The 26,097-nt window shown below is 61.3% G+C and carries 20 protein-coding genes and 1 tRNA gene; 10 read left to right on the top strand and 11 right to left on the bottom strand.

All coding sequences use genetic code 11. The features are described from left to right. Positions 1-22 precede the first annotated feature (22 nt). Positions 23-709 (bottom strand): helix-turn-helix domain-containing protein, encoded by a 687-nt coding sequence (locus tag ACJ70B_RS14110; protein WP_408957630.1) that lies wholly within the window; start codon positions 707-709, stop codon positions 23-25. Between the two features lie 196 nt (positions 710-905). On the opposite strand from ACJ70B_RS14110, the gene ACJ70B_RS14105 reads away from it, so the two are divergent. Beyond that, on the top strand, positions 906-1,721 hold the full coding sequence (locus ACJ70B_RS14105; RefSeq protein WP_408957629.1) for an alpha/beta fold hydrolase: 816 nt from the start codon (positions 906-908) through the stop codon (positions 1,719-1,721). An 86-nt stretch (positions 1,722-1,807) separates the two neighbouring features. Here ACJ70B_RS14105 and ACJ70B_RS14100 read toward each other — a convergent pair whose 3' ends face one another. Continuing rightward, a complete protein-coding gene (locus ACJ70B_RS14100) occupies positions 1,808-2,809 on the bottom strand; it encodes a TIGR04024 family LLM class F420-dependent oxidoreductase (RefSeq protein ID WP_408957628.1) in 1,002 nt (333 codons plus the stop codon). Positions 2,810-3,044: 235 nt separating this feature from the next. After that, on the bottom strand, positions 3,045-3,821 hold the full coding sequence (locus ACJ70B_RS14095) for an SDR family NAD(P)-dependent oxidoreductase (protein ID WP_408957627.1): 777 nt from the start codon (positions 3,819-3,821) through the stop codon (positions 3,045-3,047). A 272-nt stretch (positions 3,822-4,093) separates the two neighbouring features. On the opposite strand from ACJ70B_RS14095, the gene ACJ70B_RS14090 reads away from it, so the two are divergent. From ACJ70B_RS14090 to ACJ70B_RS14075, 4 genes are all read left to right on the top strand, one after another. Beyond that, positions 4,094-4,834 carry an HAD family hydrolase gene (locus tag ACJ70B_RS14090; protein ID WP_408957626.1) on the top strand — a complete coding sequence of 247 codons (741 nt, stop codon included), beginning with the start codon at positions 4,094-4,096 and terminating at the stop codon, positions 4,832-4,834. A 188-nt stretch (positions 4,835-5,022) separates the two neighbouring features. Then, entirely contained in the window at positions 5,023-6,084 is a 1,062-nt protein-coding gene (locus tag ACJ70B_RS14085; RefSeq protein ID WP_408957625.1) for a phosphotransferase family protein, read from the top strand. Positions 6,085-6,298: 214 nt separating this feature from the next. After that, the gene (locus tag ACJ70B_RS14080; RefSeq protein WP_408957624.1) at positions 6,299-8,251 is read left to right on the top strand and encodes a 3-hydroxyacyl-CoA dehydrogenase/enoyl-CoA hydratase family protein; all 1,953 of its coding nucleotides are present in this window, start codon (positions 6,299-6,301) and stop codon (positions 8,249-8,251) included. 1 nt (position 8,252) lies between these two features. Then, on the top strand, positions 8,253-8,708 hold the full coding sequence (locus ACJ70B_RS14075) for a PaaI family thioesterase (protein ID WP_408957623.1): 456 nt from the start codon (positions 8,253-8,255) through the stop codon (positions 8,706-8,708). Between the two features lie 12 nt (positions 8,709-8,720). Here ACJ70B_RS14075 and ACJ70B_RS14070 read toward each other — a convergent pair whose 3' ends face one another. From ACJ70B_RS14070 to ACJ70B_RS14060, 3 genes are all read right to left on the bottom strand, one after another. Then, the gene (locus ACJ70B_RS14070) at positions 8,721-9,245 is read right to left on the bottom strand and encodes an Lrp/AsnC family transcriptional regulator (protein ID WP_408957622.1); all 525 of its coding nucleotides are present in this window, start codon (positions 9,243-9,245) and stop codon (positions 8,721-8,723) included. Between the two features lie 30 nt (positions 9,246-9,275). Further along, positions 9,276-10,130: an alpha/beta fold hydrolase gene (locus tag ACJ70B_RS14065; protein WP_408957621.1), complete on the bottom strand. Its 855-nt coding sequence runs from the start codon at positions 10,128-10,130 to the stop codon at positions 9,276-9,278. 238 nt (positions 10,131-10,368) lie between these two features. Beyond that, entirely contained in the window at positions 10,369-13,149 is a 2,781-nt protein-coding gene (locus ACJ70B_RS14060) for an ATP-dependent helicase (protein ID WP_408957620.1), read from the bottom strand. A gap of 176 nt (positions 13,150-13,325) precedes the next feature. Here ACJ70B_RS14060 and ACJ70B_RS14055 point away from each other — a divergent pair, with 176 nt between their 5' ends. Beyond that, entirely contained in the window at positions 13,326-14,543 is a 1,218-nt protein-coding gene (locus tag ACJ70B_RS14055) for a hypothetical protein (protein WP_408957619.1), read from the top strand. A gap of 74 nt (positions 14,544-14,617) precedes the next feature. Here the strand turns inward: ACJ70B_RS14055 and ACJ70B_RS14050 are convergent, their stop codons facing one another. Further along, a complete protein-coding gene (locus ACJ70B_RS14050; protein ID WP_408957618.1) occupies positions 14,618-14,887 on the bottom strand; it encodes a HalOD1 output domain-containing protein in 270 nt (89 codons plus the stop codon). A 457-nt stretch (positions 14,888-15,344) separates the two neighbouring features. Between ACJ70B_RS14050 and ACJ70B_RS14045 the strand changes: the two genes are divergently transcribed. Together ACJ70B_RS14045 and ACJ70B_RS14040 are read left to right on the top strand one after the other, a co-directional pair. Further along, the gene (locus ACJ70B_RS14045; protein WP_408957617.1) at positions 15,345-15,899 is read left to right on the top strand and encodes a matrixin family metalloprotease; all 555 of its coding nucleotides are present in this window, start codon (positions 15,345-15,347) and stop codon (positions 15,897-15,899) included. Positions 15,900-16,388: 489 nt separating this feature from the next. Then, positions 16,389-16,778 carry a type IV pilin gene (locus ACJ70B_RS14040; protein ID WP_408957616.1) on the top strand — a complete coding sequence of 130 codons (390 nt, stop codon included), beginning with the start codon at positions 16,389-16,391 and terminating at the stop codon, positions 16,776-16,778. Positions 16,779-18,264: 1,486 nt separating this feature from the next. Here ACJ70B_RS14040 and ACJ70B_RS14035 read toward each other — a convergent pair. The 4 genes from ACJ70B_RS14035 to ACJ70B_RS14020 form a co-directional block, all read right to left on the bottom strand. Beyond that, a tRNA-Pro gene (locus tag ACJ70B_RS14035) sits at positions 18,265-18,335 on the bottom strand. A gap of 82 nt (positions 18,336-18,417) precedes the next feature. Continuing rightward, positions 18,418-19,326: an RNA-guided pseudouridylation complex pseudouridine synthase subunit Cbf5 gene (locus ACJ70B_RS14030; RefSeq protein WP_408957615.1), complete on the bottom strand. Its 909-nt coding sequence runs from the start codon at positions 19,324-19,326 to the stop codon at positions 18,418-18,420. Further along, positions 19,326-19,901, bottom strand: coding sequence for a (d)CMP kinase (cmk, locus tag ACJ70B_RS14025; RefSeq protein WP_408957614.1), 576 nt, complete (start codon positions 19,899-19,901; stop codon positions 19,326-19,328). The genes ACJ70B_RS14030 and cmk overlap by 1 nt, the downstream gene beginning before the upstream one ends. Positions 19,902-20,029: 128 nt before the next feature. After that, on the bottom strand, positions 20,030-20,986 hold the full coding sequence (locus ACJ70B_RS14020) for a DUF106 domain-containing protein (protein WP_408957613.1): 957 nt from the start codon (positions 20,984-20,986) through the stop codon (positions 20,030-20,032). Positions 20,987-21,265: 279 nt separating this feature from the next. Here ACJ70B_RS14020 and ACJ70B_RS14015 point away from each other — a divergent pair, with 279 nt between their 5' ends. Both ACJ70B_RS14015 and ACJ70B_RS14010 read left to right on the top strand, forming a co-directional pair. Next, positions 21,266-23,884, top strand: coding sequence for a vWA domain-containing protein (locus tag ACJ70B_RS14015; protein ID WP_408957612.1), 2,619 nt, complete (start codon positions 21,266-21,268; stop codon positions 23,882-23,884). Positions 23,885-24,008: 124 nt separating this feature from the next. After that, positions 24,009-25,949, top strand: coding sequence for a collagen-binding domain-containing protein (locus ACJ70B_RS14010; protein ID WP_408957611.1), 1,941 nt, complete (start codon positions 24,009-24,011; stop codon positions 25,947-25,949). Positions 25,950-26,097 lie beyond the last annotated feature (148 nt).

Below are 26,097 nucleotides of genomic sequence, written 5' to 3'. Positions count from 1 at the left end.
AACAGCCGGATGGCCGGATGGGTTAGTCGGGAAGGGGCGGCCACGTCGTTGCGACCGTTTCCTCGATGAGTTGCAGTTGAGCGCGACGGAGCCGCTCCGATACCGAGGACGCCGAGATGCCCAATTCCGCTGCGATCGCTTTCAGCGATGTCTTCCGTGGGATGTGAAAATACCCCATCTCGTAGGCCGTTCTGAGCGCCTCCCGTTGGCGATCGGAGAGGCCGTCACCGGGCGATTCAGCTGCGCCGTCTCGAGTGAGACGATGGAGCCGAAAGCCGCACTGCTGTTGCCAGAACGACGAGAATTCGGTGAATGCCGTTCGGTCAGCGAACCACCCCGACTGTCGCCATCCATCGGCGGTCACTTCGATCCGCTCGATAGCGGCTTCGACGGTGGCAAGCGCCTCGAGTCCGGCGAGATCGTCGATGTGGTCGCCGAGCTGGTCCGCGAAACTGAGTTCCGGTGTCGCCTGATATCGTCGCGTGGAGCCGGCCGTTCCGATCAACGCCCACTCGGTAACGTCGTAGGCGTCGGTCAGAGCCTCCTCGACCGCCGTCTGTGAACCGCCCATCACAGTCGTTATAAACAGCGGCCGGTCACCGTGGTTGAACTGAAGTTGCAATAGGATCGTCGCCTCGGGCACTGCCCGCGCGACCCCGACGAGTGGAAGTCCATCACAGTAGATGTCAAATTCTGCGACGAGTCCCATACGACACCGTTTCGACAGGTGATAATGGGGATGTCGAAACGAGTCGGTGAACCGCACGTCGGACTGCACAATAGCCCACCCGACTCTCAGAGTAGCAACCCGGGCCGATCTCGCTCGATTCGAGCGCTGCCCGCATTTAAATGCCCTCATCACTGAGAGAACCCCTTAGCTCGGTCCGCGTCCGACGTGGGGATGCATGCAGACGATACAGTCCGAAGCCGGCATCGAGGGGACGTACGAACGCCACGGTGACGGCCCGCCGCTGATTCTCCTTCACGGAGGAATGGCACCGAAAGAATACTGGGACCCGGTCGTTCCGCAGTTAGACGGGTATACCGCGATCATCCCGCAACGACCGGGGTTCGGAACGTGTCTCGACGATCCGACCGAAACCAGCGCCGACGACGTGTTGAATCACGAGGTCGACTATGTGCGCGCACTCGCCGACAGTGTCGATGGCGATCCAATTCTGTTCGGTCATTCCTACGGTGCACTTACCGCGATCGAGGCCGCGACAGAACTATCGGTGAGAGCGGTCGTCGCATATGAGCCGGCGATCCTCCCCGATGACTACCGAGCGGAAGCCGACCTCGCAGATCGAATGCAGACGCTCATCGAGGCGGGCGAACGACGCGAGGCTGTAAAGCGGTATATCGAGCAGGTGCTCCACCCAGAAGGCATCGATGATCTCGACGCCTGGCTGGCAGAGTGGCCGGTCTGGCCGGAGTGTGTGGACCTCGCCGAAGAGGTCGTTCGCATGAACCGTGCTGTCGAACGGTATCGGCTTCCGAACAGTCTCGACGTTGCTGCTCCGGTACTCGTCTTGACCGGCACCGACGGGCCCGGTTTTCTCCGCGAGAGTGCCCGCGCCGTCCACGAAGCGATCCCGCATAGCCGTCTCGTCGAATTCGATGGGGTGAGCCACAGTGGCCCCTCCGAAGCGCCGGGCCTAATCTCGGCAGAAATCGACGCCTTCCGTCGTGCGAACTCGAGTTCGGAGACGCCGCGGTAGACGGATCGAACCACCGCTGTACCGCCGCTCTATGGACGGCGCTCGCTCTCGACGGCCGCCGAACAGCGATCGACGTTCGAATCGGCTCAGTTCTGGGGCGCGACCGCGTCCATCGTCTGCCGGATCTGCTCTTCGTCCGCGCCGCGCGGAAAGCTGACGGCGATGGCGTCGATGCCGTCGACCGCCTCGTAGCGCTCGAGTTGCTCGCGGGCGGTTTCTGGATCGCCGGCCGCACAGAGGTCGTCGAGGATGTTCTCGTCGACGAGTTCGAGGGCGCGCTCGCGGTCGCCGTCCTGCCAGGCGTCGTGGATTTCGGGGGCCTCGTCGTACCCCTGGCGCTCGAGGGCGTCGCGGTAGAACGTTCCCATGCCGCCGATATAGAAGGCGACGTGCTGGCGGGTTAGCGCGCGGGCTTCGTCGGGGTCGTCGAGCGCACAGCAGGTGACGCCGGCGGTGACCTGCACGTCGTCGGGGTCGCGGTCGCCGAGGTCGGCCCCGCGCTCGATATCCTCGATCCGGTCTGCCATCCCCTCGGGGGTGAGCATGATCCCGTGCCAGCCGTCAGAGAATCGACCGGCGAGTTCGACGGCCTTGGGACCCATCCCGGTGACTTCGATCGGCGGCGGCGTCTCCGGCGGGTCACAGCGCAGGCGAAAGCCCGAGAGTTCGAAGTCGTCGCCGTCGTAGTCGACCGTCTCGCCCGAAAGCACCTGTCGGACGATCTCGACGGTCTCGCGGGTTCGCTTGAGCGGGTTCCCGAACGCTGCGCCGTGCCAGTTCTCGATCACGACGGGGCCACTCGGGCCGAGCCCGAGCCGGAACCGACCGTCGGAGAGTTCCTGCAACGTCGCCGCCGTCTGCCCCAGCAGCGCCGGCGAGCGCGAGTAGGTGTTGAGGATGCTCGAGCCGATGTCGATCGTCTCGGTCCGTTCGGCCATCGCCGAGAGCACGGTGACGCCGTCGCGGCCCCACGTCTCGGGGAGCCACGCGCAGTCGTAGCCGGCATCTTCGGCCGTCCGCGCGTAGTCAGCGATCGAGTCGATCGTCGGCTGTGCGGCGACGGGGAGGTGGACATCTCTGTCAGTCATCGTCATTCACAGACGAAACACGGCCTTTTGGCTGTATGGGAACCGGCGGCGGGAGAACTTTCGTTCACGCGCCCCGCGAAGACGTTGATAACGGTGGTGAAGACAGTGCTGAATGTGGTGAAGACAGACTCGAGGAACGAGATCGAAACGCCGCATACGGTCCACTGGACGGCAGTTCCGTCGTCACCGGGATCCGGTTCCGAGGGACGCCGGCACCCAGTTCCACCAGACCGTATCAAACGTCGTGCTCTTCGCTGATCTGGGGGACGCCCTGGACGGTGATGGTCTCGCCGACCACGTACGACGAGGCAGGGCTGGCGAGGAACTGCGTCACGTCGGCGATCTCTTCGACGGTGCCGATGCGGCGGGCGACCTCCTCGCGGTCGATGGTGTCGGCGGAGACGCCCATCTGGCTCTCGACGCCCGGCGTCGCCACGAAGCCCGGCGCGATGCAGTTAACGCGGACGTTATCGTCGGCCCACTCGTAGGAAAGCGTCGTCGTCAGGTTGACCACCGCCGCCTTAGCCGCGCCGTAGGGGCTCATCAGCGGCGAGCCGCGCTGGCCAGCGACGCTGGCGAGGTTGATCACCGAGCCACCGCCGTCTTTCAGGTATTCGGCGGCGGCGTGCGTGCAGTGATAGGTGCCGTTGACGTTGATGTCGATGATCGTCTTCCAGCCGTTCGGCGAGATGTCGTCGAAATCGGCCATGAACGACGCGCCGGCGTTGTTGACCAGCACGTCGAGCCCGCCGAACTCCTCGACGGTGGCCTCGACGAGCGCCTCGACCGCCTCACGGTCAGTCACGTCGCACTCGATCGCCAGCGCGCTCCCGGGCCGCTCGCTCTCGTTGATCGCCTCGGCGACGGGGTCGACGTTCTCCTGTTCGCGCGAACAGACGACGACATCGACGCCGTCCGCAGCGAACCGTTCCGCGATCGATTTCCCGATGCCGCTCGAGGAACCCGTGATGATTGCGGTTTCGCCGTCGACGCTGAACTGTCCAGTGCTCATGTGCGATCACCTGTGGCCCGCAGTACAGTTACCATTGTTAGATCCGTACGACCATTCGCAGCGACTGTTAATAAAGATGGGTATAGATACCGCACCGTTAAGTGAATGGGTGCTGCTGGCACAGTATGGACGCGGCGCGACGTAGCGTCGCAAGCGGACCATGCCCGACTCATGACAGACGAGAGATACCGAAACCGACCGGGCCGACGGACGGCGGACGATCGCAACGCGACGCTCGAGGGCGACCGATCGGCGGTCGAGAGGGCCACTCGATGAGTCAGCGACCGGACGACGACGGCGCGGACGAGTGGGAGGCCGTCTTCTGGGATATCGGCGGCGTCATCCTCGCACTCGACACCGTCCAGGCCGCCCACGCCGATTTCATCGCGGACGTCATCAAGCGCCATGGCGTCGACGCGACGGTCGAAGACGCCATCGACACCTGGCGGACGACCGTCGGCAACTACTTCCGCGAGCGCGACGGCACCGAGTTCCGTTCCGCGCGCGAGGGCTACCACCGGGGCGTCGAGGCCATCGTCGGCGAGGAGATTCCGCGCGAGGAGTGGCAACCCCGGTTCGACGAGGTCGTCCAGTCGTCGATCGAACCGATCGCGGGCGCGCCTGAGACGATCGCACGGCTGGCCGAGCGGGACATCCACGTCGGCGTCATCAGCGACGTCGACGACGCGGAGGGCCGGCGCATGCTCGCGGATTTCGGCGTCCGCGAACACTTCGACTCGATCACCACCTCCGAGGAGGTCGGCCGCACCAAGCCCGACCCGGCCATCTTCGAGACGGCCATCGAGAAGGCCGAGGTCGCCCCTGCGCGGTCGCTGATGATCGGTGATCGTTACGATCACGACGTGAAAGGGGCCGCCGACGTGGGGATGCACGGCGTCGCCTTCGGGGCCGACGACGGCCCCGCTGTAGCCTATCGGATCGAATCGCCAGACGAGGTACTCGAGATCGTCGACACGACTCGAGACGACCAGTTCGGACGGTCGGGTGAGTGATCGGCGCGTCGGCTACAGCCGTGCCTCACGGTAACTTACAACCCACAAACATTGTAAAAGATCAGTCGCAGCGTAACTATTTTCGTTAAGGGGGAGAGATACTGGCACACGACAATGACAGACATGCACCGAATCTCGTCGGACGACATCGTATCGGCCGCCCGCGCCGGGACAAGCGAACCGCTGCTATGAGCGAGAACTACTACGAGCGTCTCGTCGACGAGGACGCGCTGGCGGCGTACCTCGAGGACCGTCTCGGGGCGGTCGACGCCTACGACATCGAGCGCCACCAGGAGGGCCATTCGAACGAGACGCTGTTCGTCACGTGGGGCGACCGAGAACTCGTCATCCGCCGGCCGCCACCGGGCGAGACCGCCGACACGGCCCACGACGTCCTCCGGGAATACCGCGTGACGAACGCGGTGGCCGACACCGACGTTCCCGTCGCGACGCCGGTGCTCGCCTGCGACGACCACGACGTCATCGGGAGCGACTTCTACGTGATGGAGCAACTCGAGGGGGACGTGCTCCGCGAAGACGAGCCCGAGCGGTTCGCCGAGCCGGACCACCGACGGCGGATCGGCGAGGAACTCGTCGACAATCTGGCGAAGATCCACGACCTCGACTACGAGGCGATCGGGCTCGGCGAGTTCGGTCGTCCAGCGGGGTACACCCAGCGGCAGGTCGATCGCTGGGGGAAACAGCTTTCGTGGGCGTTCGAGGTGACCGAAGACGAACGGGAAGTGCCCGACCTCCACGAGGTCGGCGACTGGCTCCGGGACAACGTCCCCGAGGACCATCCCCACACGCTCGTCCACGGCGATTACAAGCTCGACAACGTCATGTTCGCCCCGGGAACGCCGCCGGAGCTCGTCGGCGTCTTCGACTGGGAGATGGCGACGCTTGGCGACCCGCGCGCGGATCTGGGTTGGATGCTGTCCTACTGGCGCGACGCGAAAGACCCCGAGCCGGAGATCCCGGAACTGGTCACCCGATTCATGGAGCGCAAGGGGTATCCGACACGGCGCGAACTGGTCGATCGCTGGGAGGACCAGACCGGCGACGAGTTCGAACACGAGCGGTTCTATCGCGCACTCGCCGTCTACAAACTGGCCGGCCTCGGTGAGATGTTCTTCCGACGTTACCTCGAGGGCAACAGCGACGATCCGATGTACCCGAAGATGCGCGAGCGCGTACCGGCGCTGGCCGCGCGGGCCAAACGGATTCTCGAGGGTGACGAGCCGCTGTAGCGGGCCGAATCCATCGCAGCGGACGAGATCCGAAGGTGGTTCAGGATACCGGTCCGACGGTCACCGCAAACCGGAGTCGAACAACGCCCGAAAACTGAACAATAGTTTTCACTGGCCGCGAATCAGATACGGTTTGTGAGGCGTCCAATTGAACTCTTAACAATGGTAAGGCCGTGTCGGTGGTATTAAGACGATTCCGACCGACGACACGCCCATGTCACTCGAAAGCATTGACCGCGTTGCGGTTCTCGGCGCGGGGAACATGGGACACGGGATCACCGAAGTAACGGCCATGGCCGGCTACGACGTCACGATGCGGGACATCAAAGACGAGTTCGTCGAAGACGGCTACGAGTCGATCGAGTGGAGTCTGCAGAAGCTCGAGGAAAAGGAGCTGATCGACGAGTCGGCCGACGAGGTCCTCTCACGGGTCGAGACGACGACGGACCTCGAAGCGGCCGTCGCCGACGCCGACCTCGTGATCGAAGCCGCGCCCGAAGACCTCGAGGTGAAACACGACATTTTCACCGATCTCGAGGAGTACACGGACGAAGACACGCTACTGGCGACCAACACCTCGAGCCTGCCGATCTCGGATATCGCGGAGGTCGTCGACACGTCCGAGCGCGTCCTCGGTCTGCACTTCTTCAACCCGCCGGTGAAGATGGACTTGGTCGAGGTCATCTACGGGGAGGACACCAGCGACGAGGCCGCCGAGGCCGGCTACGAGTGGGTCGAGTCGATCGCCAAGACGCCGATCTACGTCCGCAAAGACGTCCGCGGCTTCGTCGTCAACACGATCGTCGGACCGTTCGGCGGTGAACCCGCGTTCATGGTCTCGGAGGGCGAGGCGACGATCCGCGAGGCCGACGCCACGATGGCCCACGAGCGCGGCTACCCGATGGGGCCGTTCGAACTCGGCGACCTGACCGGGATCGACGTGGGGTACCACGTCCGCAAGGAGGGCGGCCAACCGATCCCGCCGATCACCGAGGAGAAGGTCGAGGCCGAGGAGCTCGGCCAGAAGACCGGTAAGGGCTTTTACGACTATGAGGACGGTGACGGTGCCGACTACGAACCCGAGGACGCGGGCGACTTCGATTGGCTCCGCGTCGAGGCCCGCATGATCAACCGCGCGGCCTTCCTCGTCGGCGAGGACGTCGCCAAACCCGAGGAAGTCGACACCGGCGTCCAACTCGGGCTGGGCTTCCCCGAGGGAATCTGCCGCCGCGCCGACAAGATCGGCCTCGAGACGGTCCTCGAGAAACTCGAGACCCTCTACGAGGAGACCGGCTCCGACCGCTTCGAGCCCCATCCCTACCTCGAGGAACTCGTCGAGGAAGGCAAGACCGGCGAGGAGGCCGGCGCGGGCTTCTACGACTACGGCGACGACGAACTCGGTCCCTTCCACGACCTGAACTACGAACTCGAGGACGGCGTCCTGTCCGTCGAACTCGACCGCCCCTCGCGGATGAACGCGCTCTCGGAGGACCTGCTCGCTGAGATCGACGAGCTGTTCTCCTCGGTCGACACCGACGAGGTCCGGTGTGCGACGATCGAGGGCGCGGGCGATCAGGCGTTCTGTGCCGGCGCGGACGTCTCCGGCTTCAGCGACGCCGATCCGACCGACCTGATGGACGTGACGCCCGCCTTCGAGACGGTCAACGACTTCGAGCGTCCCGTTCTCGCGAAGATCGACGGCTTCTGTCTCGGCGGCGGCTTAGAGCTCGCACTGGCCTGTGACCTGCGGGTCGCGACCGAGCGCTCGTCCTTTGGCGCGCCCGAAATCAACCTCGGCCTGATCCCCGGCGGCGGCGGCACCCAGCGACTCACCCGCATCCTCGGGGAGACCCGCGCGAAGGAACTCGTCTTCCGGGGCAACCATATCGACGCCGACCGCGCCGAGGAGTGGGGGCTGATCAACCGCTCGGTCGAGCGCGACGAGTTCGACGACACCGTCGCAGCGTTCGTCTCCGACCTCGCCGGCGGCCCGCCGATCGCGCTCAAGATCGCCAAGAAGGTCATGAACGAGGGCGAGGACGCCAGCATCGAGGCCGCGATCGCCATGGAGAGTCAGGGCTTTGGCCTCCTGACGAGCACCGACGACGTCCTCGAGGGGACCGCGGCGTTCGCGGAGGACCGCGAGCCCGAGTTCGAGGGCAAGTGAGATGACCGACGGACCGGACGACCCGTCCGCGTGGCCCGAGTGGGAGTCGTTCGTAAAGCGCCACGGCTACCTGTCGTGGCTCGACATCGAGGTCGACCACCTCGAGGACGGACGCGCGGTCCTCGTTATCGAGCGAAACGAGGACTTCGAGAATCCCATCGACAACGAGGGGCCGAATCCGGTCCACGGCGGCATCGTCGCGACGCTGATCGACACCGCAAGCGCGTTCGCGCTGCGGAGCACGTTCGAGGATCCATCGACGGCGTTCCTGACGACGACCGACCTCAACGTCTCGTACCTGCGGCCGGCGACGGGCGACCTGCGGGCCGAAGCCGAAGTGCTCCGTGTCGGCGGGTCGACCGGCGTCACCGACGTGACCGTCAAGGGTGCGGGCGGCGAGGCCGCCGTCGGGCGGACGACCTACCGGCTGTTCCGCGATGGGGTCGGCGACGGGTAAAAACAAGCGACGTTACCGCTCGTTGCGGTCCTTTCCGAGATCCTCGTAGATCCGCGGATCGGTCTGGAACTTGAGGACGTTGTGGATCGCCGAGTTGCGAATATTCGCGATGACGCTGCCGTAGTCCGTATAGCAGTCGTGGATCCACTGCGAGACCTCCTGTCGGTCGCGAAACATCATCACCGTCTTCCACTGATACTCCCCGTCCGAGAGGAAGAAAAAGAGAGTGTGCTTGTCTCCCCTAATGTACTCCATCGCGTCGCGCCAGTCGTCCGCAAAGTTCTCAGCATTGAATTTGAACTCGAACAGCGCGAAGATGTAATACTCCTCGTTGGGGATGATCGCCTCGCGGAAGACCCCCTCGTCGCGCATCCGTCGAATCGACTCGCTGACGGTGACGTGGGAGACGTCAATATCGTACTCGGCCTCGAGTACTTGCGTCAGTTCCCGCGACGACAACTGCGGATCGTTCGAGAGTTCACAGAGAATCGCGATGTCGCGGTCCTTGAACTCCCAGTTCGGTGGCTCCCCGCTCATGATTATACGACTGTCGTGGCTGACATAATGTTATACTTCCGTTCCCGTCAGGAACTCGCAGAGACGCTCAGCGTAGGCGGTCGACCGGTCTTCTGGGACCCAGTGGTATGCCTCCGACAGCGGGGCGAGTTCGGCATCCGCGAGGTCGTCGGCCAGTCGCTCGGCGTAGGCGTAGGGCTGCATCACGTCGTCTTCGCCCCACAGCAGCAGCGTCTCCGCGGTAATCGCGTCGTACTCGATCTCGGTCGTGTGGTTCGTGTTCGTCGCGACGGCGTTGCGAACCAGCGAGACGTGACCCTCGTCGGTCAGCCACGGCGCTTTCATCCCGTCGACGAACTCGGGGTCGGCCTCGCCGTAGGCCCCCTCGACGAACGCCCCGTCGAGCCGACGCTCGAGTTCCTCGCGCTCTAAATCGGCGGTCGAGGGCAATCCGAGGTTCGAGACGAACTCGACCGGCCAGGAATCGTAACAGACGGCGTTCGAGAGGACGAGCTGATCGACCATTTCGGGGTTGTGCGCGGCGAATCGCAGTGCGACGCCGCCGCCGATATCGTGGGCGACCAGCGCGATCCGGTCGACGCCGAGGTCCGCGAGGAGGGCCTCAAGTAGCTCCTCTTGGGCGCGAATCGAGCGGTCGAAGTCGTCGCTCATCGCGGAGTTGCCGTAGCCGAGCAGATCGGGCGCGATAGTCCGGCGGTCCTCGGCGACCTCGGAGACGATATCGCGCCAGAGGAACGACCAGGTCGGAATGCCGTGAACGAAGACGACCGGCGGCTCGTCGCTCCCGTCGGGGCCGTCCTCGTGGTAAGCGACCTCGAGGTTGTGGCCGTCGACCGAGACCGTCGTCGTCGACTGCTCGTCGCTCCAGGTCTCGTGGTCGACCATCTAGAGCCCCTCCGTCGGTCGGACGCTCGGTGTCCGGCCCGTCGATCCGTCGCCCATGTCGTCCCAGCGATCTCGGCTCTGTCGTGCAGTCCTATCGCATACGTTCATCGGTGACACACCGCCGATTCGGTTTCCAACATAAAGGCAGTTTGGGAAAGACCTACCGCTGTTAACTGTTCGAGCGATCAGGCCGGCGAGAGGATCGGAACGAGTACGGACCGCAGGCGGTCGCGAAGGCCTATTCCTCCTCAGAAGCCGCTGTCAGCCCCGCCATCGACTCCTCGCCGATCTCCTCGAGAACGCGTTCGTGAAACGCCTGCAGGGCGGCGCTCTCGTCTTCGGCGAGGACGACGTCGCTGGCCGACAGCGTCGCGAGGCCGAACGCCCGCGGCGTCGGCGAGTCGAGCAGTTGCCGGGAGACGGTCAGTTCGCCGGCGTCGATCGCGCTGACGATGTCTTCGATCTCGTCGACGTTCAGTTTGTCCTCGACGATCTCGCGGTAGGTCTCCTCGATGACCGCGAACTCCTCTAGATCCTCGGCGAACCCGAGCAGCATCTCGCTCGAGACCTGTTGTTCGCTCGCAGACTTCTCGTAGCCCTTGTAACGTTTGAGGATCATCAGCGATCGGGTCGCATTGATCCGGAAGTAGCGCTGGAGCAGGTCGGTCCCCGAGAGCGACACTCGAAGGTCCTCGCGCACCTGTTCGGGCTCTATGTCCTCGATGATCCCCTCGAGGTCGACTTTCCGATTCAGCGGCATCGAGAGGACGAACCCGTTGTCTGCGACTGCGACGCGGATGTTCGCGGTCGCCTCCTGAGCGCACCGATAGGCGAGCAACCGGGAGAGTCCGTCGTTGACCTTCCGGCCGTAGCTCGAGTGGACGTAGTAGTGGCGTTCGTACTCCTCGCGGTCGCGGACGACCTCGATCGCGAGCCGATCGGGCGTGCTGACGCTCTCCGGCCCGGCGTACTGATACTGGTAGTCGAATAGCCGCGCGATGGCGCGGACGCTGTCGTCGTCAAGTGGGAACTCCCGGAGCCACGCGCGGACTCGCGGCGGCCCGCCGTCCTCGTAGCGCTCTCTGAGGGCGTCCTGAAACGCGAGGATTTCACACCCAAGGTCGTAGGACAGCGGGAGCCGCTCGGAGTACCACGAGGGGACCGTCGGTCGGGAACTCGTGCGATCGACGTAGACCTGCGACCCCCGGCGATAGCGGTACTCGAAGTGGTCACCGCCGAGGACGAACACGTCGCCTTTCTCTAAGGTATCGAGGTACTGCTCGTCCAGTTGGCCGACCCACTCGTCGCTCGCACGCGTCTTCACGTCGCAGGTAAACGAATCCGGGATCGTCCCGATATTAGTCATATAGATAACGCGCGCGAGGCGGCCGCGCTTGCCGATCAACCGCTTGCCAACCGGGTACTCCTCGTAATGGTGGTCACCGTCCGGCGGGTCGTTCTCGTCGCGCCAGACCTTCGCGTAGACGTTCTTTTCCTCGAGGCCAGCGTACTCGGCGGTCAGATACCGCATGAGCGATTCGTACTCAGCCTCCGAGTAGTTCCGGTAGGGGTACGCGCGGCGCAAAATTCCTTTCAGTTCGGCCTCGGGCCGGATTTCGGCGATCGCCATCCCGTAGACGTGCTGGGTGGCCACGTCCTGGGCGTTTTCCGGGATCGACACCGAGTCGACGAACCCGTCCCGGGCCTTCGTTAGCATGACTGCACACTCGAGGAGTTCGTCTCGGTCGAGCGCGATCACGCGCCCGGTGACGGTCTGGCCGACGCGGTGGCCCGCCCGGCCGACACGCTGGAGCAAGGCAGCGACGGACTTGGGCGAACCGACCTGCACGACCAGATCGACGTGGGGCATGTCGATTCCCAACTCGAGGCTGGTCGAGGAAGTAACGACATCGAGGTCGCCCGACTTCAGCCGTTCCTCGACGTCCTGGCGAACGTCCTTCGAGAGGCTGCCGTGGTGACAGCCGGAGTTGTCCTCGTCGTAGGCGTCGAATCGCTCTCGGAGGTTATGGAGGACCCGTTCGGCTCCGGAGCGCGTGTTGGTGAAGACGAGGGTGTTCGTGTGCTCTTGCACGTGCTCGTGGAGGGTTCGATAGAACCGCTCTTGGACGACCTCTCGAGACGTGTTGATCAGATCGTCGGTCGGACACTCGAGTTGCAGGTCGAACTCACGGGCGAACCGGGCGTCGACGATCTCGCAGTTGCGCGGTTGGCCGCCGGGAGTGTCGCGGCCGACGAGGAACTCCGCGACGCGCGACAGCGGCTCGATCGTCGCCGAACAGCCGATTCGAGTGATCTCGCCCTCGGTCATCGCCTCGAGTCGTTCGAGGCTGACCGCGAGATGGGTCCCGCGCTTGCCCGCCGCCAGCGAGTGGATCTCGTCGACGATGACGTACTCGACGGTTCGCAGCTTCTCGCGGAACTTCGGAGAATTGAGCAGGATCGCGAGCGTTTCGGGGGTCGTGTTCAGAATGTGGGGCGTCTCCTCGAGCATCTTCTGGCGGTCGCTCGAGTCGGTGTCGCCGTGACGGATGGCGTGGCGGAGCTCGCCCATCGATTCCTCGCCGTCGCGTTCGGCGACGATGTCCTCGATACCCTCGAGAGGCACCTCGAGGTTGCGGTGGATGTCGTTTGCGAGGGACTTCAGCGGCGAGACGTAGAGACAGTAGACCGAGTTCTCGAGGCCGTCAGGCTCCTCCCGGTCGCGTTCGTAGAGCGTGTTCAGAATCGACGTGAAACTCGCGAGCGTCTTCCCGCTGCCGGTCGGCGCACAGATCAGCGTGTTCGTCCCCTGGTGGATCTTCGGGATCGCACCGCGCTGTGGCGGCGTGAAAAACCCCCCGTTCTCGGGGACGAATTCGCCGAACTCGTCGAGCCACCACTCCTGAACCGCGGGTTCGAGCAGATCGAAGACGTCGGCGTCTTCGACCGACGCGGCGTCGGGATCGAAGGACAGAGAATCGTCGGAAACCGGCAACTCGAGGCGCTCGTTCCCGTCCATTACCGTCGTCTCCGAGGCCGGCGTGTAAGAGGGTTTGGAGGGCGGGGTGAAAGTGAAACGACGGCCGGTCTGCGCCGTCCGGGCAGGCGTTGTGGGGGACCCATCGGTCGAGCTACTTCACTGACGGTGTGTGACAGCCCTAATCTAATTACCCCCGCGTTCGTGACCTTCACGAAATGCTGTCTTCACGGGCGATCGGTATTATCGTTCTTGCGGTCGGTCTCCTCACAGCCGGGGTCGTCGGAGCCACGACGGTCGTCGATCCCGACTCCGACGGCGTGTCGCCGGTGACCGAACTCCGCGACGGCACCGCCGTCCTCGACGGTGACACCGACGATGACGGGCTCACAGACGGCGAGGAGAGGCGGTTCGAGACCGATTCAGCTGTCGCCGATACGGACGGAGACGGGCTCACAGACGGCGAAGAGGTCACCCGTTACAACACGAATCCGACGGATTCGGACACGGACGACGACGGGCTGACCGACAGTGCGGAGGTCACGACGTACGAAACTGATCCCGAGACCGGAGATACGGACGGCGACGGGCTTACCGACGACGACGAAGTAGACAAGTACGGGACGGACCCGCTCACGACGGATTCAGACGACGACGGGCTGAGCGACGGCGACGAACTCGAGGCATCCGAGACGGACCCGACGGATGCGGACACGGACGACGACGGACTGGTCGACGGTGCGGAAGCGACCGAGTACGGTACCGATCCGCTGGTCGGCGACACCGACGGTGACGGTCTGTCGGACGGGGTTGAAGTGCACCGTCGGTCCCGCTTTCCCGACTCCGATCCGCTTCGAACCGATATCTACGTCGAGGTCGACACGATGGATGGAGCGACGCTCGGTCGGGCACAGACCGATCGAATCGCCACCAAGTTCGAGAACGCGCCGCTCGAGAACCCCGACGGATCGACCGGCGCGTCGCTGCATTTCGTCTACGACGAGACGATTCCCCGAACGTCGTCGACCAGTATGAGCGATCTAAACGGCTATCGGATCAAGTACTTCGATCGAGCGCGTGAGGGGTATCACTATCTGGCCGTCGTGGCGGACGTCGGCGGCGATTCGGGATCGACGAACATCGTCGGTAAGGCCAAACGCGGAACGATGATGGTGGAACCGCAGCCCGACCCCGACGCAACGGGTTCGACGGCCATGCACGAACTGGGGCACTCGCTCGGGCTGTTCAATAGCGACTTCGAGGGCGTCGACTCCGAACAGTACGCCTTCTGGCGGTACCGGAGCGTGATGAACTACAACGCGCCGCCGACGTACTACGGGTTCTCCTCGAGCGGCCTCACCGGCTTCGACGACTGGGAGTATCTCGAGGAACAGATGTACACGCCGTCAACGGACGCCGTCACCGTCGAACGGTGACGCGAACAGCGGTTCGGCCTCGTCCTGCTGGCCGGCCGCGGTCACAGTGATTCCGCACCGGCGACCGGCTCCTCTTACCGGTCGGATGCCGCTGACGGGCTACGCTCGGCGGATGCCGCGATCTCCACGGTACCCGCGCTGTCGATGCACACTCGCTTTCCGCGATATGCAAATTCGACGGCTCGGGCTGCATTGCTCGAGTCCGCCGTCGAGGGAAACAGTTCGTCGAGCGCATCGGCATCGACGATGTCGTGAAGCGGCGGCCGTAACTCAGCGGGATCGATGCCTTCCTCGGCCGCCACTGCCCGAACGACTCGCATACTGGTCGGTGGTTCGGTCACCATACGTCGCCCGCCAACGAGGGTGTAAATAACTCCCCGTGATACTTTACTGACGTCCGACCGACGTGCGTCAGACGAATGCCTATCGGCCGATATCGAAGGTGCTCCACTCTCGACGTGTGTCCGTTCGGTTGGCCGCTTGCATACAGAACACCAACAGTTGGTGGCAAGCGGGCGGCCGAAGACCGTCGTCAAACGAATAGAAGGTGTTTTCACGTTACCTTTCCATCTCGATAGCAATGCTCGACAGAGGGGTATGGTACTACGCTGTCGCATGGAGGCAGCGGGTCGTTGCTTTTTGTGACTCAGCTGAATCCCAGTTGGATCGGTCGCTACCATCCTGGTGTTCGCCGAATATCCGTGTCTCCATATGATCGGGTACCGCGTGGTTGTCCGTCTTCTCACGGCGGTCACAAGGCGTATTCGTGCTCAATTCAGCTGGCAAAGGCGAGCTACAGACTTGGAATCATCCGATAGAAACCACGCGTATCTGGCACTCTCTCTATCGATAGCGATCATCTTTGGGTCGATCTTCGGTATCGGTATACTCGAGTATGCAGACACCAATCCACTCGCATCCAGTAAGCCAAACCAGACCGAAGAGTCCGTTGACTCCGATAATCCGTACGGAAAGCAAACGTTAATCGTCGCTATAGACGCCTCAAAAACGGCCCAGACGAGAGAAACCGAAGTCGCTACCGCTCTCGAGTACTGGAGTGAGCATAGCGAAGTCTATGCCGGATATCCCATCGAATACGACCTCCGAGCGAACGCGACCAATCCGGATATCGAGATTACGTGGGTAACGGAGGTACAGACATGTGACCACTCTGACGACACGCATCTCGTCGGTTGTGCAGACATCGTCGAGCAGGATGCTCCAGATACCGTTTCAGTTACCGTCGAAACGGGCTTCATCCGTAGAGATAGCGTGGAGTTGCTCAAACACGAGCTGGGACATACGCTCGGGCTTTCTCACAGCGACGAGCCAGACCGGATAATGTCTTCTTTCTGACTCTCACCAACACCGGAATTACACTATCTGAACTACCACCGTGGCGGTTCAAACAATGCCAGTTCTGTACTCGAGGGCGCGCTGGTAGTCTTTGACGACCTCCTAGGGTCCTCGTAGGCTTGGGAACTGCGGTGCGCGCGAGCATGGCGGCGTACCGAGGACTGGTGGGTCGGCCGCAAGCGAGTAGGCGGCCAATTTCTGGTAACGATCGTGACTAATTTCGGAAATGGATACAATCGCCTGCCAGCGGCGGGTTCAAGGGACCGCTGTAGGGCTTCCAGCAGCCGCTGCTTATCACATCTGAAAGTCTCCAGTACTTGACTATCAGGTACCTATTTATGACACTGGTATCGTCTTGGGAGTAGCATCGGTACGAGCACGCGAGAAAGCGGGGACGTAAGGATGGTTCCAAATCCCTGTCCGCAATCGTTCATTCGGTGAGTGGACCGATAAGCTTTCTCACTGTTCACGGCCGGTGTGTGATTGACAATGGATCTGAAACAATACCGTGCGAAGCTGATTGGCGACGAAGAACAGCGCGCAGTGTCACCTGTCATCGGTGTCATTCTTATGGTGGCAATCACAGTTATTTTGGCTGCTGTGATCGCTGCATTTGTAATGGACATGGGCGGGAATCAAAGTGCACCTGCACAGGCAGGTATTTCTGTTAATGATGAAAATACAAGCAATAGCGACCTCAGTGTTACTATTACCTCGTTAGGAGACAATACGGACAAAGTGACGTGTGTGAACGGCACTGGTACCGTCAATACATCGAGTAGCGTTGGTACGTCCATGGGCTGCTATGTCGGAGACAATATTGTGGCGACCACGGAAAGTGGCAAAAACACCACTATTCGGTCGAACATCGGCGACTAACTAGTCGCCTACGGCCCCTTTAGGCCGTTGCAGGCAGATACTAACCACTCTCAAGTATAGGGCCAGCGTTTCCTAGCAAAGTTTACGTGGAGAAAGTATCACAATACGTTTTGGTGGTACTACTACCACCATCTGTAGGTACTCAACCGGAACATCACAGCCTACACTCGTACGAGAAAAGGAATCTAACCGTGGCCGCGGTCAGATTATTCGGTTTGCGATTCCTCGCTCGGCGCGGCGATCACGACGGCGACGAGGCCCATCCCAACTGGTTGCCCTGTCCTACCAGGGTAATGCCGCCCATCGCGAACGCCGCTTTCAGTTTCGGAGTGATGTCGAACACCCCTGCTGACTCTCTTGTGCCGTGGACGTAATTCAGCCGTACGCCCAGTGGTGAACTGCCACGGAAATCACCACTCGGCACGACGGCAAAAGGGTAGCGAATCCCTGCGTTATCAGATGACGAGGGGAATCGAAGATATCGGACAGTCGCCCGGACCCTCTTTCACATCGAATACTCATTCGACCAGCAATGACTCTCATTACAAACCGGCGCGTCCTCCGCACGGAAATCACACCCGATGAGATGCACCTCCGCGACGCGAAACCCGACCTCCGAAGCGTCCTCGAGCCGATCCAATACGGTCAACAAGAACGGCGGGTTCATCTACGGTCCGCCAGGCGGCAAATCCACACTGCGCCATCAGCCGTCTTATTAGTGGGTAGTAGATTCTCTGAAGGGGATATTTCACAGCTACCGTCAACTACTCTCGACCGATGTTCGATACCAAAGCCCTATTACCGAGATGTCTGCGATCACCTGAATCACCATAGGATCATACTTGTCGCGAGCGACACCGATTGTCTGTTCGCTCTCGAGGAGGTGCGTAAGCGCTGCGTTGATCATGACGAATGTCGACGGACCATCATATTCGTCTCCGGTGACGGATTCTATCACATCTCGAGTTTCTGCTGTTATTCGTCGGTGAGTTTCAGACCAGTTCGCTTGGGTATGGTTTAACGAGTATGTATAGGTAGTCGATTCGCGTCGCTCGCGGGTGAGCAGCCGGCAGGTCCGTTATGAGTAGTGGTCAGGGATGCGGCATAATCACGGTGGGGCCGGCCGGTCTGTCCCCAATCTGTGCACTTCGCGAGCCCTCGCCAACAGTAGGCTCTCGTTCGGCGAGACCAAAGCGGCGGCTCTCGAGATGCTCGCTGAGGCGCTGAATCTCCGCACGTAGGTGTCGCAGTCACCGCAGCAGTGGACTCAATCGTCGTCGTCATCGAAGACACGACGGAACAAGTCGCTGACGGCCGCCACAGTGACGGCACGTTGAGTTATCGCTCGACGGCTAAGCGCGACTGTCACGCCGATCACTTCCCGATAATCTGTCGACTATGCGGTGATATCTGAAACAGAGAATTGGGTTCTCGGCCGACTCGAGGATCTGCGACACGAAGAGTTGAACATACGAAACAGGTAGAGTGGGACCGCCGAGAATTGAACTCGGGTCCTACGGACCCCATCCGCAGAGGATACCACTACCCCACGGTCCCGCACGTGAACCGATGGGCGTCTGCCGTTTAAGGGTGTCGTTTCGGTCGGACAGTGGGACTCCGTCTCTGTGTTCGGACTCGGTCAGACGAGGACCCGCTCGAGATCGATCACGACACCCTGTTCGGCGTCTGGGTCGCCGATCAGTTCGCCGAGACACACCGCCGCGCCGTCCGGCGTGTAACAGGCGACCAGCGAGTCTTGCTCGACGCCGTCATCGATCTCGAGGACGCCCGGTGCGTAGACCGGCGCACCCTCGGCCACCTCGCGGGCCGCGTTCGTGGCGATGACGACGCGTGGAATCCCCTCGAGGATGCGTTCGGCGGGATCGACGACGTCGTACAGCGGTCCGGAGTCATCGTCCGCGTGCCAGAACGCCAGCGCGTCGAGGAAGTCGTGAGCGTCGTGCAGCGTTCGATCGTCGAACGGATCCGTCGCCGTACGGCGGAGATGTCCCATGTGTGCGCCGGTTCCGAGTGCCAGCCCGAGATCGTGACACAGTTTCCGGACGTACGTCCCACTCTCGCAGCGAATCCGTATGAGGAGTCGTCGCTCGTCGGTCTCGAGGACGTCGAGGTCGTAAATCTCGCGTACGCGTAGGCGACGGGAAACGGCGCTCTTGCGTGGGGGCTTCTGGTAGATCGGCTCTTCGAACTCGGCGATGATCGACTCGGCGTCGGCCGGGACCGGCGCGTGGCACTCGAGGACGGCGACGTACTCCTTGCCGCCCTCGAGGAAGACCGGCGCGAGTCGGGTAGCGTCGCCGAGCATGATCGGGAGGCAACCGGTCACCTTGGGATCGAGCGTGCCCGCGTGTGCGGCGCGGTCGATTGACTCATCGACGCCGCGATCGGTCAGCGTCTCGGCGACCGCGTCGCGCAGCCAGCCGCTGACCTGATGTGAAGAGGGACCCGGCGGCTTGTCGAGGTTGACGACGCCGAAGGTGAGCAATTCGGCGGGCGTCCGTTCCTCGGGTGGACCACGCAGAGCCATCAGAAGCTGGACTCGAGGTTGACCGGGGCCTTTCCTTCGTCACCGTTAGGATCGTAGCGCTCGACGGCAGTGACGAGCATATCGAGAACGGCGTCGGGCTCCCAGCGGGCCGTGTTCACCGAGAGATCGTAGATCGTTAGATCACGAATGTCGATCCCGTAGTACTCCCGATAACGCTGGGCCTCGCTCGCCTCGCGGGCTTTCGTCTCCTCGGTGGCGCGGTCGGGGTCTTTGTCCTCGCGCTCGGCGATTCGCTCGCCGCGAACCCGGGCCGGTGCGTCCAGCCAGAACCGAAAGTCCGCCTCGTCGCCCGCCAGCCAGCCGGCCAGCCGCGACTCAAGAACGAGATCGGTCTCCTCGACGGCGATTTCGCGCAGTCGATGGTCGAGATCGCGGTCAATCTGGTCGTTTTCCTCGGCGAGCTTGTTAAATTCGAGGGGGGTATAACCGCGTTCCTCAGCCAGATTGCGGAAGATGTCGCCGCCGCTGATGTGGTCGAGATCGAAAGCGTCGGCGAGTAACTCCGCGGTCGTACTCTTCCCGCTTCCCGGCGGGCCGGAGACGGTGAGTAACATAGTCGTTCTGCGAGGGGGCAGGTAAAATGGGTTTTGAATCCGCGAACGCGGCCGTCGACCGCGTCTGCGTGTACGACCGAGTACGGCGGTGACGCCGTATCGAGACGAGCGTCCGAAACGGCGGCTGGTCAGGCAGTCGAGGGAGACATATCGATATTCAGGGATTTGCGGAGCAGTTGCGAGAATCCCATCGAACAGAGGAAGTACCAGACGATCCAGGCCGGCATCGGACCGACGAGGCCGGACTGCCAGTCGACCGCGCCGGCGATCGGTAGTATGGCGGTCGCTTCCGCACCGGTGAGCCCCTCCGTCCGAATCTTCCAGTACATCCAGAGGAACATCGGAATCGTCAACAGCATGATCCAGACCATCGGGCGGAACTGCTCTTTGAACATCCCGAGGTTATCCGCCATGGCCTCCATCTGTTCTTCGCGAGCACGCTCTAACTCGTTCTCCAGACGCTCTATCTCGGCGTCGCTCGCGCCGCGTTCCTCGGCTTCTTTCTTTTGCTTCCGGAGATCCTTCTGCTCGTCTTGGACGGCTTGCAACCGTTCTTGATATTTGCCCATGCGTTCCGTGTTCATCAGGTTCGCCTGAAGCAGCGACGAATAAAGGCCGGTGATGAGGGCAACGGTAAGGATCACGGCGTAGAACGGCAACACTGCGTCGATCGGTCCGAGGACAGCGTTGACCGTGCTCCCGACGACATTCCGAATCGAATTAAACCAGTAGCCGGGCATCAACAGGAGCGCGGCGAGGCCGGCCAGTTTGTCCCACTGCGACCAGCTCGATTCGTCCTCGTCGATGTCGATGTCGGCGGCCGCGGTACCGCCGCCATCACCGTCTCCGTCGAGTGCTCGATCGAACGCCTCTCGATCGGCGATCTCGAATCCCTCGTCACCGTCGATTAGCACACCTTTCTCGATCAATCGCCCCCACTGCCCGCTCGTCAACTCGTCACCGACATCCGCCCACTGGACCTCGCCGCCGTTTCTGTCGGCCGCCTCGCGGACGCTCTCGAGTGCGTCCGCCATTGAGGAATCCTCGCGGACGAGGGCGTCTATCTTCTCGGCTGTACGCGTCATCTGGTTGGTTCTAGACCTCGTCCGGTATACAAGTGTTTTTCTTCGGCCGGCAGTGAGTGGCGGTTTCGCCGATGCGGTAGGTCATCCTCGTTATCGCACGTGCTCTCGCGATACACTACCCTCGAACGCCTCGTTCCCCTGGTATGCGGATAGTTTATTACAGTTTTTCCTAGGGGAACTCTGACCAGACGGATTTCGGAACAGTTCGTTACGGTTCATGTACCACGGAACGAACACCCTCAAATTTTTATAAAATGAATAGTAATAGAGAGGCTACTAATGGAGCGAATAGGGAGGGGGCAGTCGACGAATAGGGTATCGGAACGGGGTGCGAGCCAGCAGGTCGGGGTTGTATTGCTGCTTGGTCTCGTGATCATATCCGGAACGCTCGTTATTGCGGCCGGAATGGTCGCGTTGGACGCGGTTCAAACGCAGGCATCGGGCGAACATGGCGAACAGGTGATGCGACAGTTCGATAGTGATCTCCAGACGGCGATGCTGGACAACACTACCGGACCAGTATATGCCCCGAACGGGGAAATATCCGATAGCGGAACCATCACAGTCACTGTTTCAAACGGGTACGGGGACACGGAACAAAGCAAGAAGATCACGATGGGGACGCTTCACACCGAAGACGAAGCAGGGAACAAATTCGCCTATCAGGCAGGCGGCGTCTGGCGCAAGACCGGCGAGAGTACGAGCGTCGTCTCGAAGCCGAGTATCCGATACTATACCGAACAGTCCGGCGGAGACGAAGTCGGTCGAATCGATCTCTCAGTGACGAACCTCCGTGGCAACGTCGAGAGTGGCACCAACAGCGTAACGCAACAACCGTCGACGGACGGACTTAACGTAAGCGACGTCGGCTTCGTCAGCCATGTCGCGATCGAAGTCTCCGACACGCCGTATCACGACGCCTGGTACAGATTCCTGAAAACGGAGTTCGAAGCCTCGAGCGCGAACACCTGCGATATCAGCGACGGCAGCGATAAGAACATCATCTGTCACGATGAGGCCAATCGCGAGGTCACCGTCATCGCGACCATCGACGGGACGAACCCGTTCGCGAATCAAGTCGGGATCGATCCGACGATCTACGGCGGATTGCACGCCGAGGAGATAACCGACAATCAGCCATCGCCTAACTTCTACGGGTCAAAACTAACCGTCCGCGGCTACAGCAACCACAACGTCAGCAACCACTCGACGGGTCTGTTTACCGTCGATGGTGATCTTGCAGTAAGTGGACATGCCGAGATCAACGGTGTCCCAGTTGTCAATACGGAGCTGACATCGAACGGGAAACCGGATATCTCGCCAATGGCATACGCTGCGGGTCTTCGGCGTGGAACCGAACCACCAAGATACAAGTACATCAACACCACTGCGGACGGGTCGACGGCCGCGTTCTGGCTGTTCGATAACGAAAATCACGAAAACGTCGTCGTCGCAAACATGTCGCGACCGTTCGACAGCGTCGATACCATCGATACGAAACTCAACGACAATGCACTCGATTACCTCAAGAGTAACTCCAATGTGACGGACATCGAAAATTATGGAGGCAGTACCGTAAGTACGGGACTCTACTACGGTGACGACCTGGACAGTAGTATCGATACGATTGACACTTCGGCTGGCGACGTACATATCGGCATAGGGAGCAACACCGAGTTGCGTAATATCAACGTAACCGGAAGCAATCGAGCCTATATCTACACAACCAGTGACGTAAATATCAAGAATAATGTAGAAGTGTCTGGTGAGCGAGCAGATGCACTCTGGGTCTACGGAGCCACGACTAGTCGGATCACGATCGAAGAGGACTACGAAGGGGTCGTCTATGCACCCGGAAGCCGACTGAAAATCGAGGAAGACGTCGAAGTTACCGGGGCCGTCGTCGGTGGAAAGACCACGATAGAAGATGGTGTCACGATCAATTTCGACCGGACGATCCGGACCGACGTTCCGATTCCGAAAGAAAACCGGGACATATCAGTCGATGTGAACAAGACCAGAGATCCGCTCGACGTGACGTTCGTGCTCGATCGTTCAGGCTCGATGGGAAGATCCACGACGATTACCGGATCGAGTTGGCAGCGGCAGCCGCTCTCTCCGCCGCGTGGTCTTTCGATGAGACTCGGTTCAACTGCTAACCACTCTATCGAAGTTCGATCGTGCTACTTCTTCGGATGCTATAACACGCGGACTATCGACCCTGGAGAAACGTTCAATTATGTGGATCAGGCTCGAGTAAAAGGGGCTGGCAGTACTGATAGTGTTGCCATCAAATACGGAACGGATCCAGACGGACTTCGCGCAGATGCAACAAAGGATTTTATCACGCTAATGAATCGATCGAACGACGACCGTGCAGGTGTCTTCGAATTCAATAGTAACGGATACGAGCTCCACTCGCTGAGCCGTGATCTTGACGATGTCCACGACAGCGTCTCGGTCACGGCAGGCGGAGGGACGGACATCTCGAGCGGGATGAAACGCGCGCTCAACGAGTACAGGACTCCATCTACGTCCGGTCGGGACCGAATTATGATCGTCCTCAGTGACGGTAAAAATAGCAATCCCAGAGCAGACAGGCGAACCAGGAGACAGGCACAGCGAGCAGAGGATCTGGGCGTTACCGTCTACACGATCGGACTCGGTGAGAGCAACATCAATAAGCCACTTCTACGGGACACCGCCACCGACGACGGGGAGTTCCACATGATCGACAATGCGAGTCAGCTTGAGGATATTTTCGAAGGGATCGCTGACAAAGAAATCCAGAAGGAGAGCAACGTCACGTTCGATATTAATATGACACCCACGATGACCGGCACCTCGAGCGACTACGTAGTCAACATCGATACGAAGACGGTCACCGTCAATGGATAGCGCCAATCACGCAGTTCCTGGCAGAGTGATCTCGAAGCGGGGAACCGTCTCAGCGTTCTCCCCATTGGTCTCCGATAGATCCGTAGTCGAGAAATTATCTCAGTATAAACGCCAATAATCATATATGGTTCGGGAAACTGGGAGTCAGACGGATACCCTGGGGGAAAACGGACAGTCCGCAGTGCTCGGTCTCGTCTTGTTGATCGGGCTGGTAGCTACGGTCAGCGTCGGACTACTGCTTATCGCCGGTGACGCGACGACTGACGTACAGCAGCAGGCAGAGACTGAACGCGTCGAACAATCGTTTCTCGAGATGAGTCAAAACCTCGAGACGGCGTCGTCGGCACGGGACGCCGCTCGAAAGATGAATCTCGATGTCGATTCCGGTCGGAACGCAGTGCGGTATCGCGATGGCGGCGAGATCAAGATCGAGATCGGCACCAACGATTCAAATCCGTATACGCGTGATCTGGGCGCGATCGAATACGTCACCGAGGACGGAACGAAAATCGTGTATCAAGGTGGCGGCGTCTGGCGGCAAACCGACACCGGCGTGACGGCTATTTCGAAACCGAACGTTCGATACACGGATGGGACGCTCAACGTACCGGTTCCACGGGTTACCAGCGAACAACGGCTCAGTGGCGGCACTATACGGATGGAAGCGGGTAACACGACTCGAGTGCATCCAGGTGCGCTGCAAGAGCAGGTGACGATCACCATCACGAGCGAGTACTACGAGTGGTGGGCGACCCATTTCGAGGACGATCTTTCGATCGGGACCGTGACGACGAACGAGAGCGCAGAGCGGGTGACCGTAACCATCGATCCGCCGACCGATCCGTCGCTCGGCGTCGACGCGAACTTCAACCAGGCGTTGACCATCGACGGGACGCTGGCGACGAGTAGCGGTGGAACGACGACGGGAGATATCCGTGCGACCGAGAGCGTCGAAGTCAACACCAACGTCGACGGAGACGTACTCTCGGACGGAGATGTGCACGTGACGTCCTCGACACGTCGGGTGACGGGCGATATCATCGCCGAGGGAGACGTCGACATCGACTCCGATGTACGAGGCGATGTCATCGCGGGTGGCAACGTCACCGTGGCGTCGTCGGCCGGGACGGTCAGCGGCAATATCGTCGCCGGTGGCGATGTCACCGTCGGCAACGGACCTAGTATCGGAAATGATATTTACGCGAACGGAACCATCATCACCGGCTGGAACACCGTCGGCGGCGAACTGTACGCTACCGGATCGATCTCCGCACCCGGCACGCCTTCGTCCGCCGAACACGAGAACGTCTCGAATATCGACAGCCCGATCAGCGCGGCCTACGGCACTGGTCTAGACGGACTACTCTCGAATCGGCTCGGTGCCGGAACGGACCGAGAGCCGCTCGACGACGCAATCAACGGGATGGTCTCGGCCGCGGAAGCCGACGGCAAGACGTTCCAGACGGTACGGTCGGGTGACACTCTCGAGGCGGGCACGCATTACGTCGATCACATCGACGCCAGTTCGAACGGCCCACACAACACGGTGACGTTCGATGTCCAAGACGGCGATATCAACGTCATCGTCCGCGGCGATATTTCAGTGGCTGCAAACGGACAGATACGCGTCGCGAACGCCGATTCGGGAAACGTCGTTCGGTTCTACTCGGCCGGCGATTTCTCGATGCGAGGCGGGACCAGTGTCTGTCCGACGACGGGCAACCGCTGCCCGACCAGTGATCGGGATGCGAAGGTCCTCCAGTTCTATGGTACGTCCGAGTCGACGTACACGTTCAACGGTAACTCGGTCTTCCACGGACTCATCTACGCCCCGTCGGACGACAACGACAACGTGATCGCTGGCGGCGGCTCGATAGAACTGTTCGGCTCCGTCATCGCCGGCGGCTTCGATACGAACGGCAATACGGAAGTGACATACGACGACACGCTCGAGGATCGATACGAGGAGCCGACCGATCCCACGACGGACGATGCGAGCGACGACGGGCCGATCGTTAACTATCTGAATATAACCGTTTACGAACTCCGCGTGGAAAACGAGTAGACCACCGAACCGGCCGAATCACCGGGTCGGCGAGACGGTCTCGGCCACGTTCGGTGACCAGGAAACGAACGCGTCATTTCACGCGGATCGTTTTCGACCGTTCAAAATCGTTTTCGGCACTCTCGTAACCTCCTGGCCCATACAGCCG

This window comes from Natrinema sp. 74 (assembly GCF_046097095.1).
GTDB lineage: Archaea > Halobacteriota > Halobacteria > Halobacteriales > Natrialbaceae > Natrinema.
The sequence above is the reverse complement of the archived record's forward strand: the minus strand, read 5'-3'. Positions and strand labels throughout refer to the sequence as shown.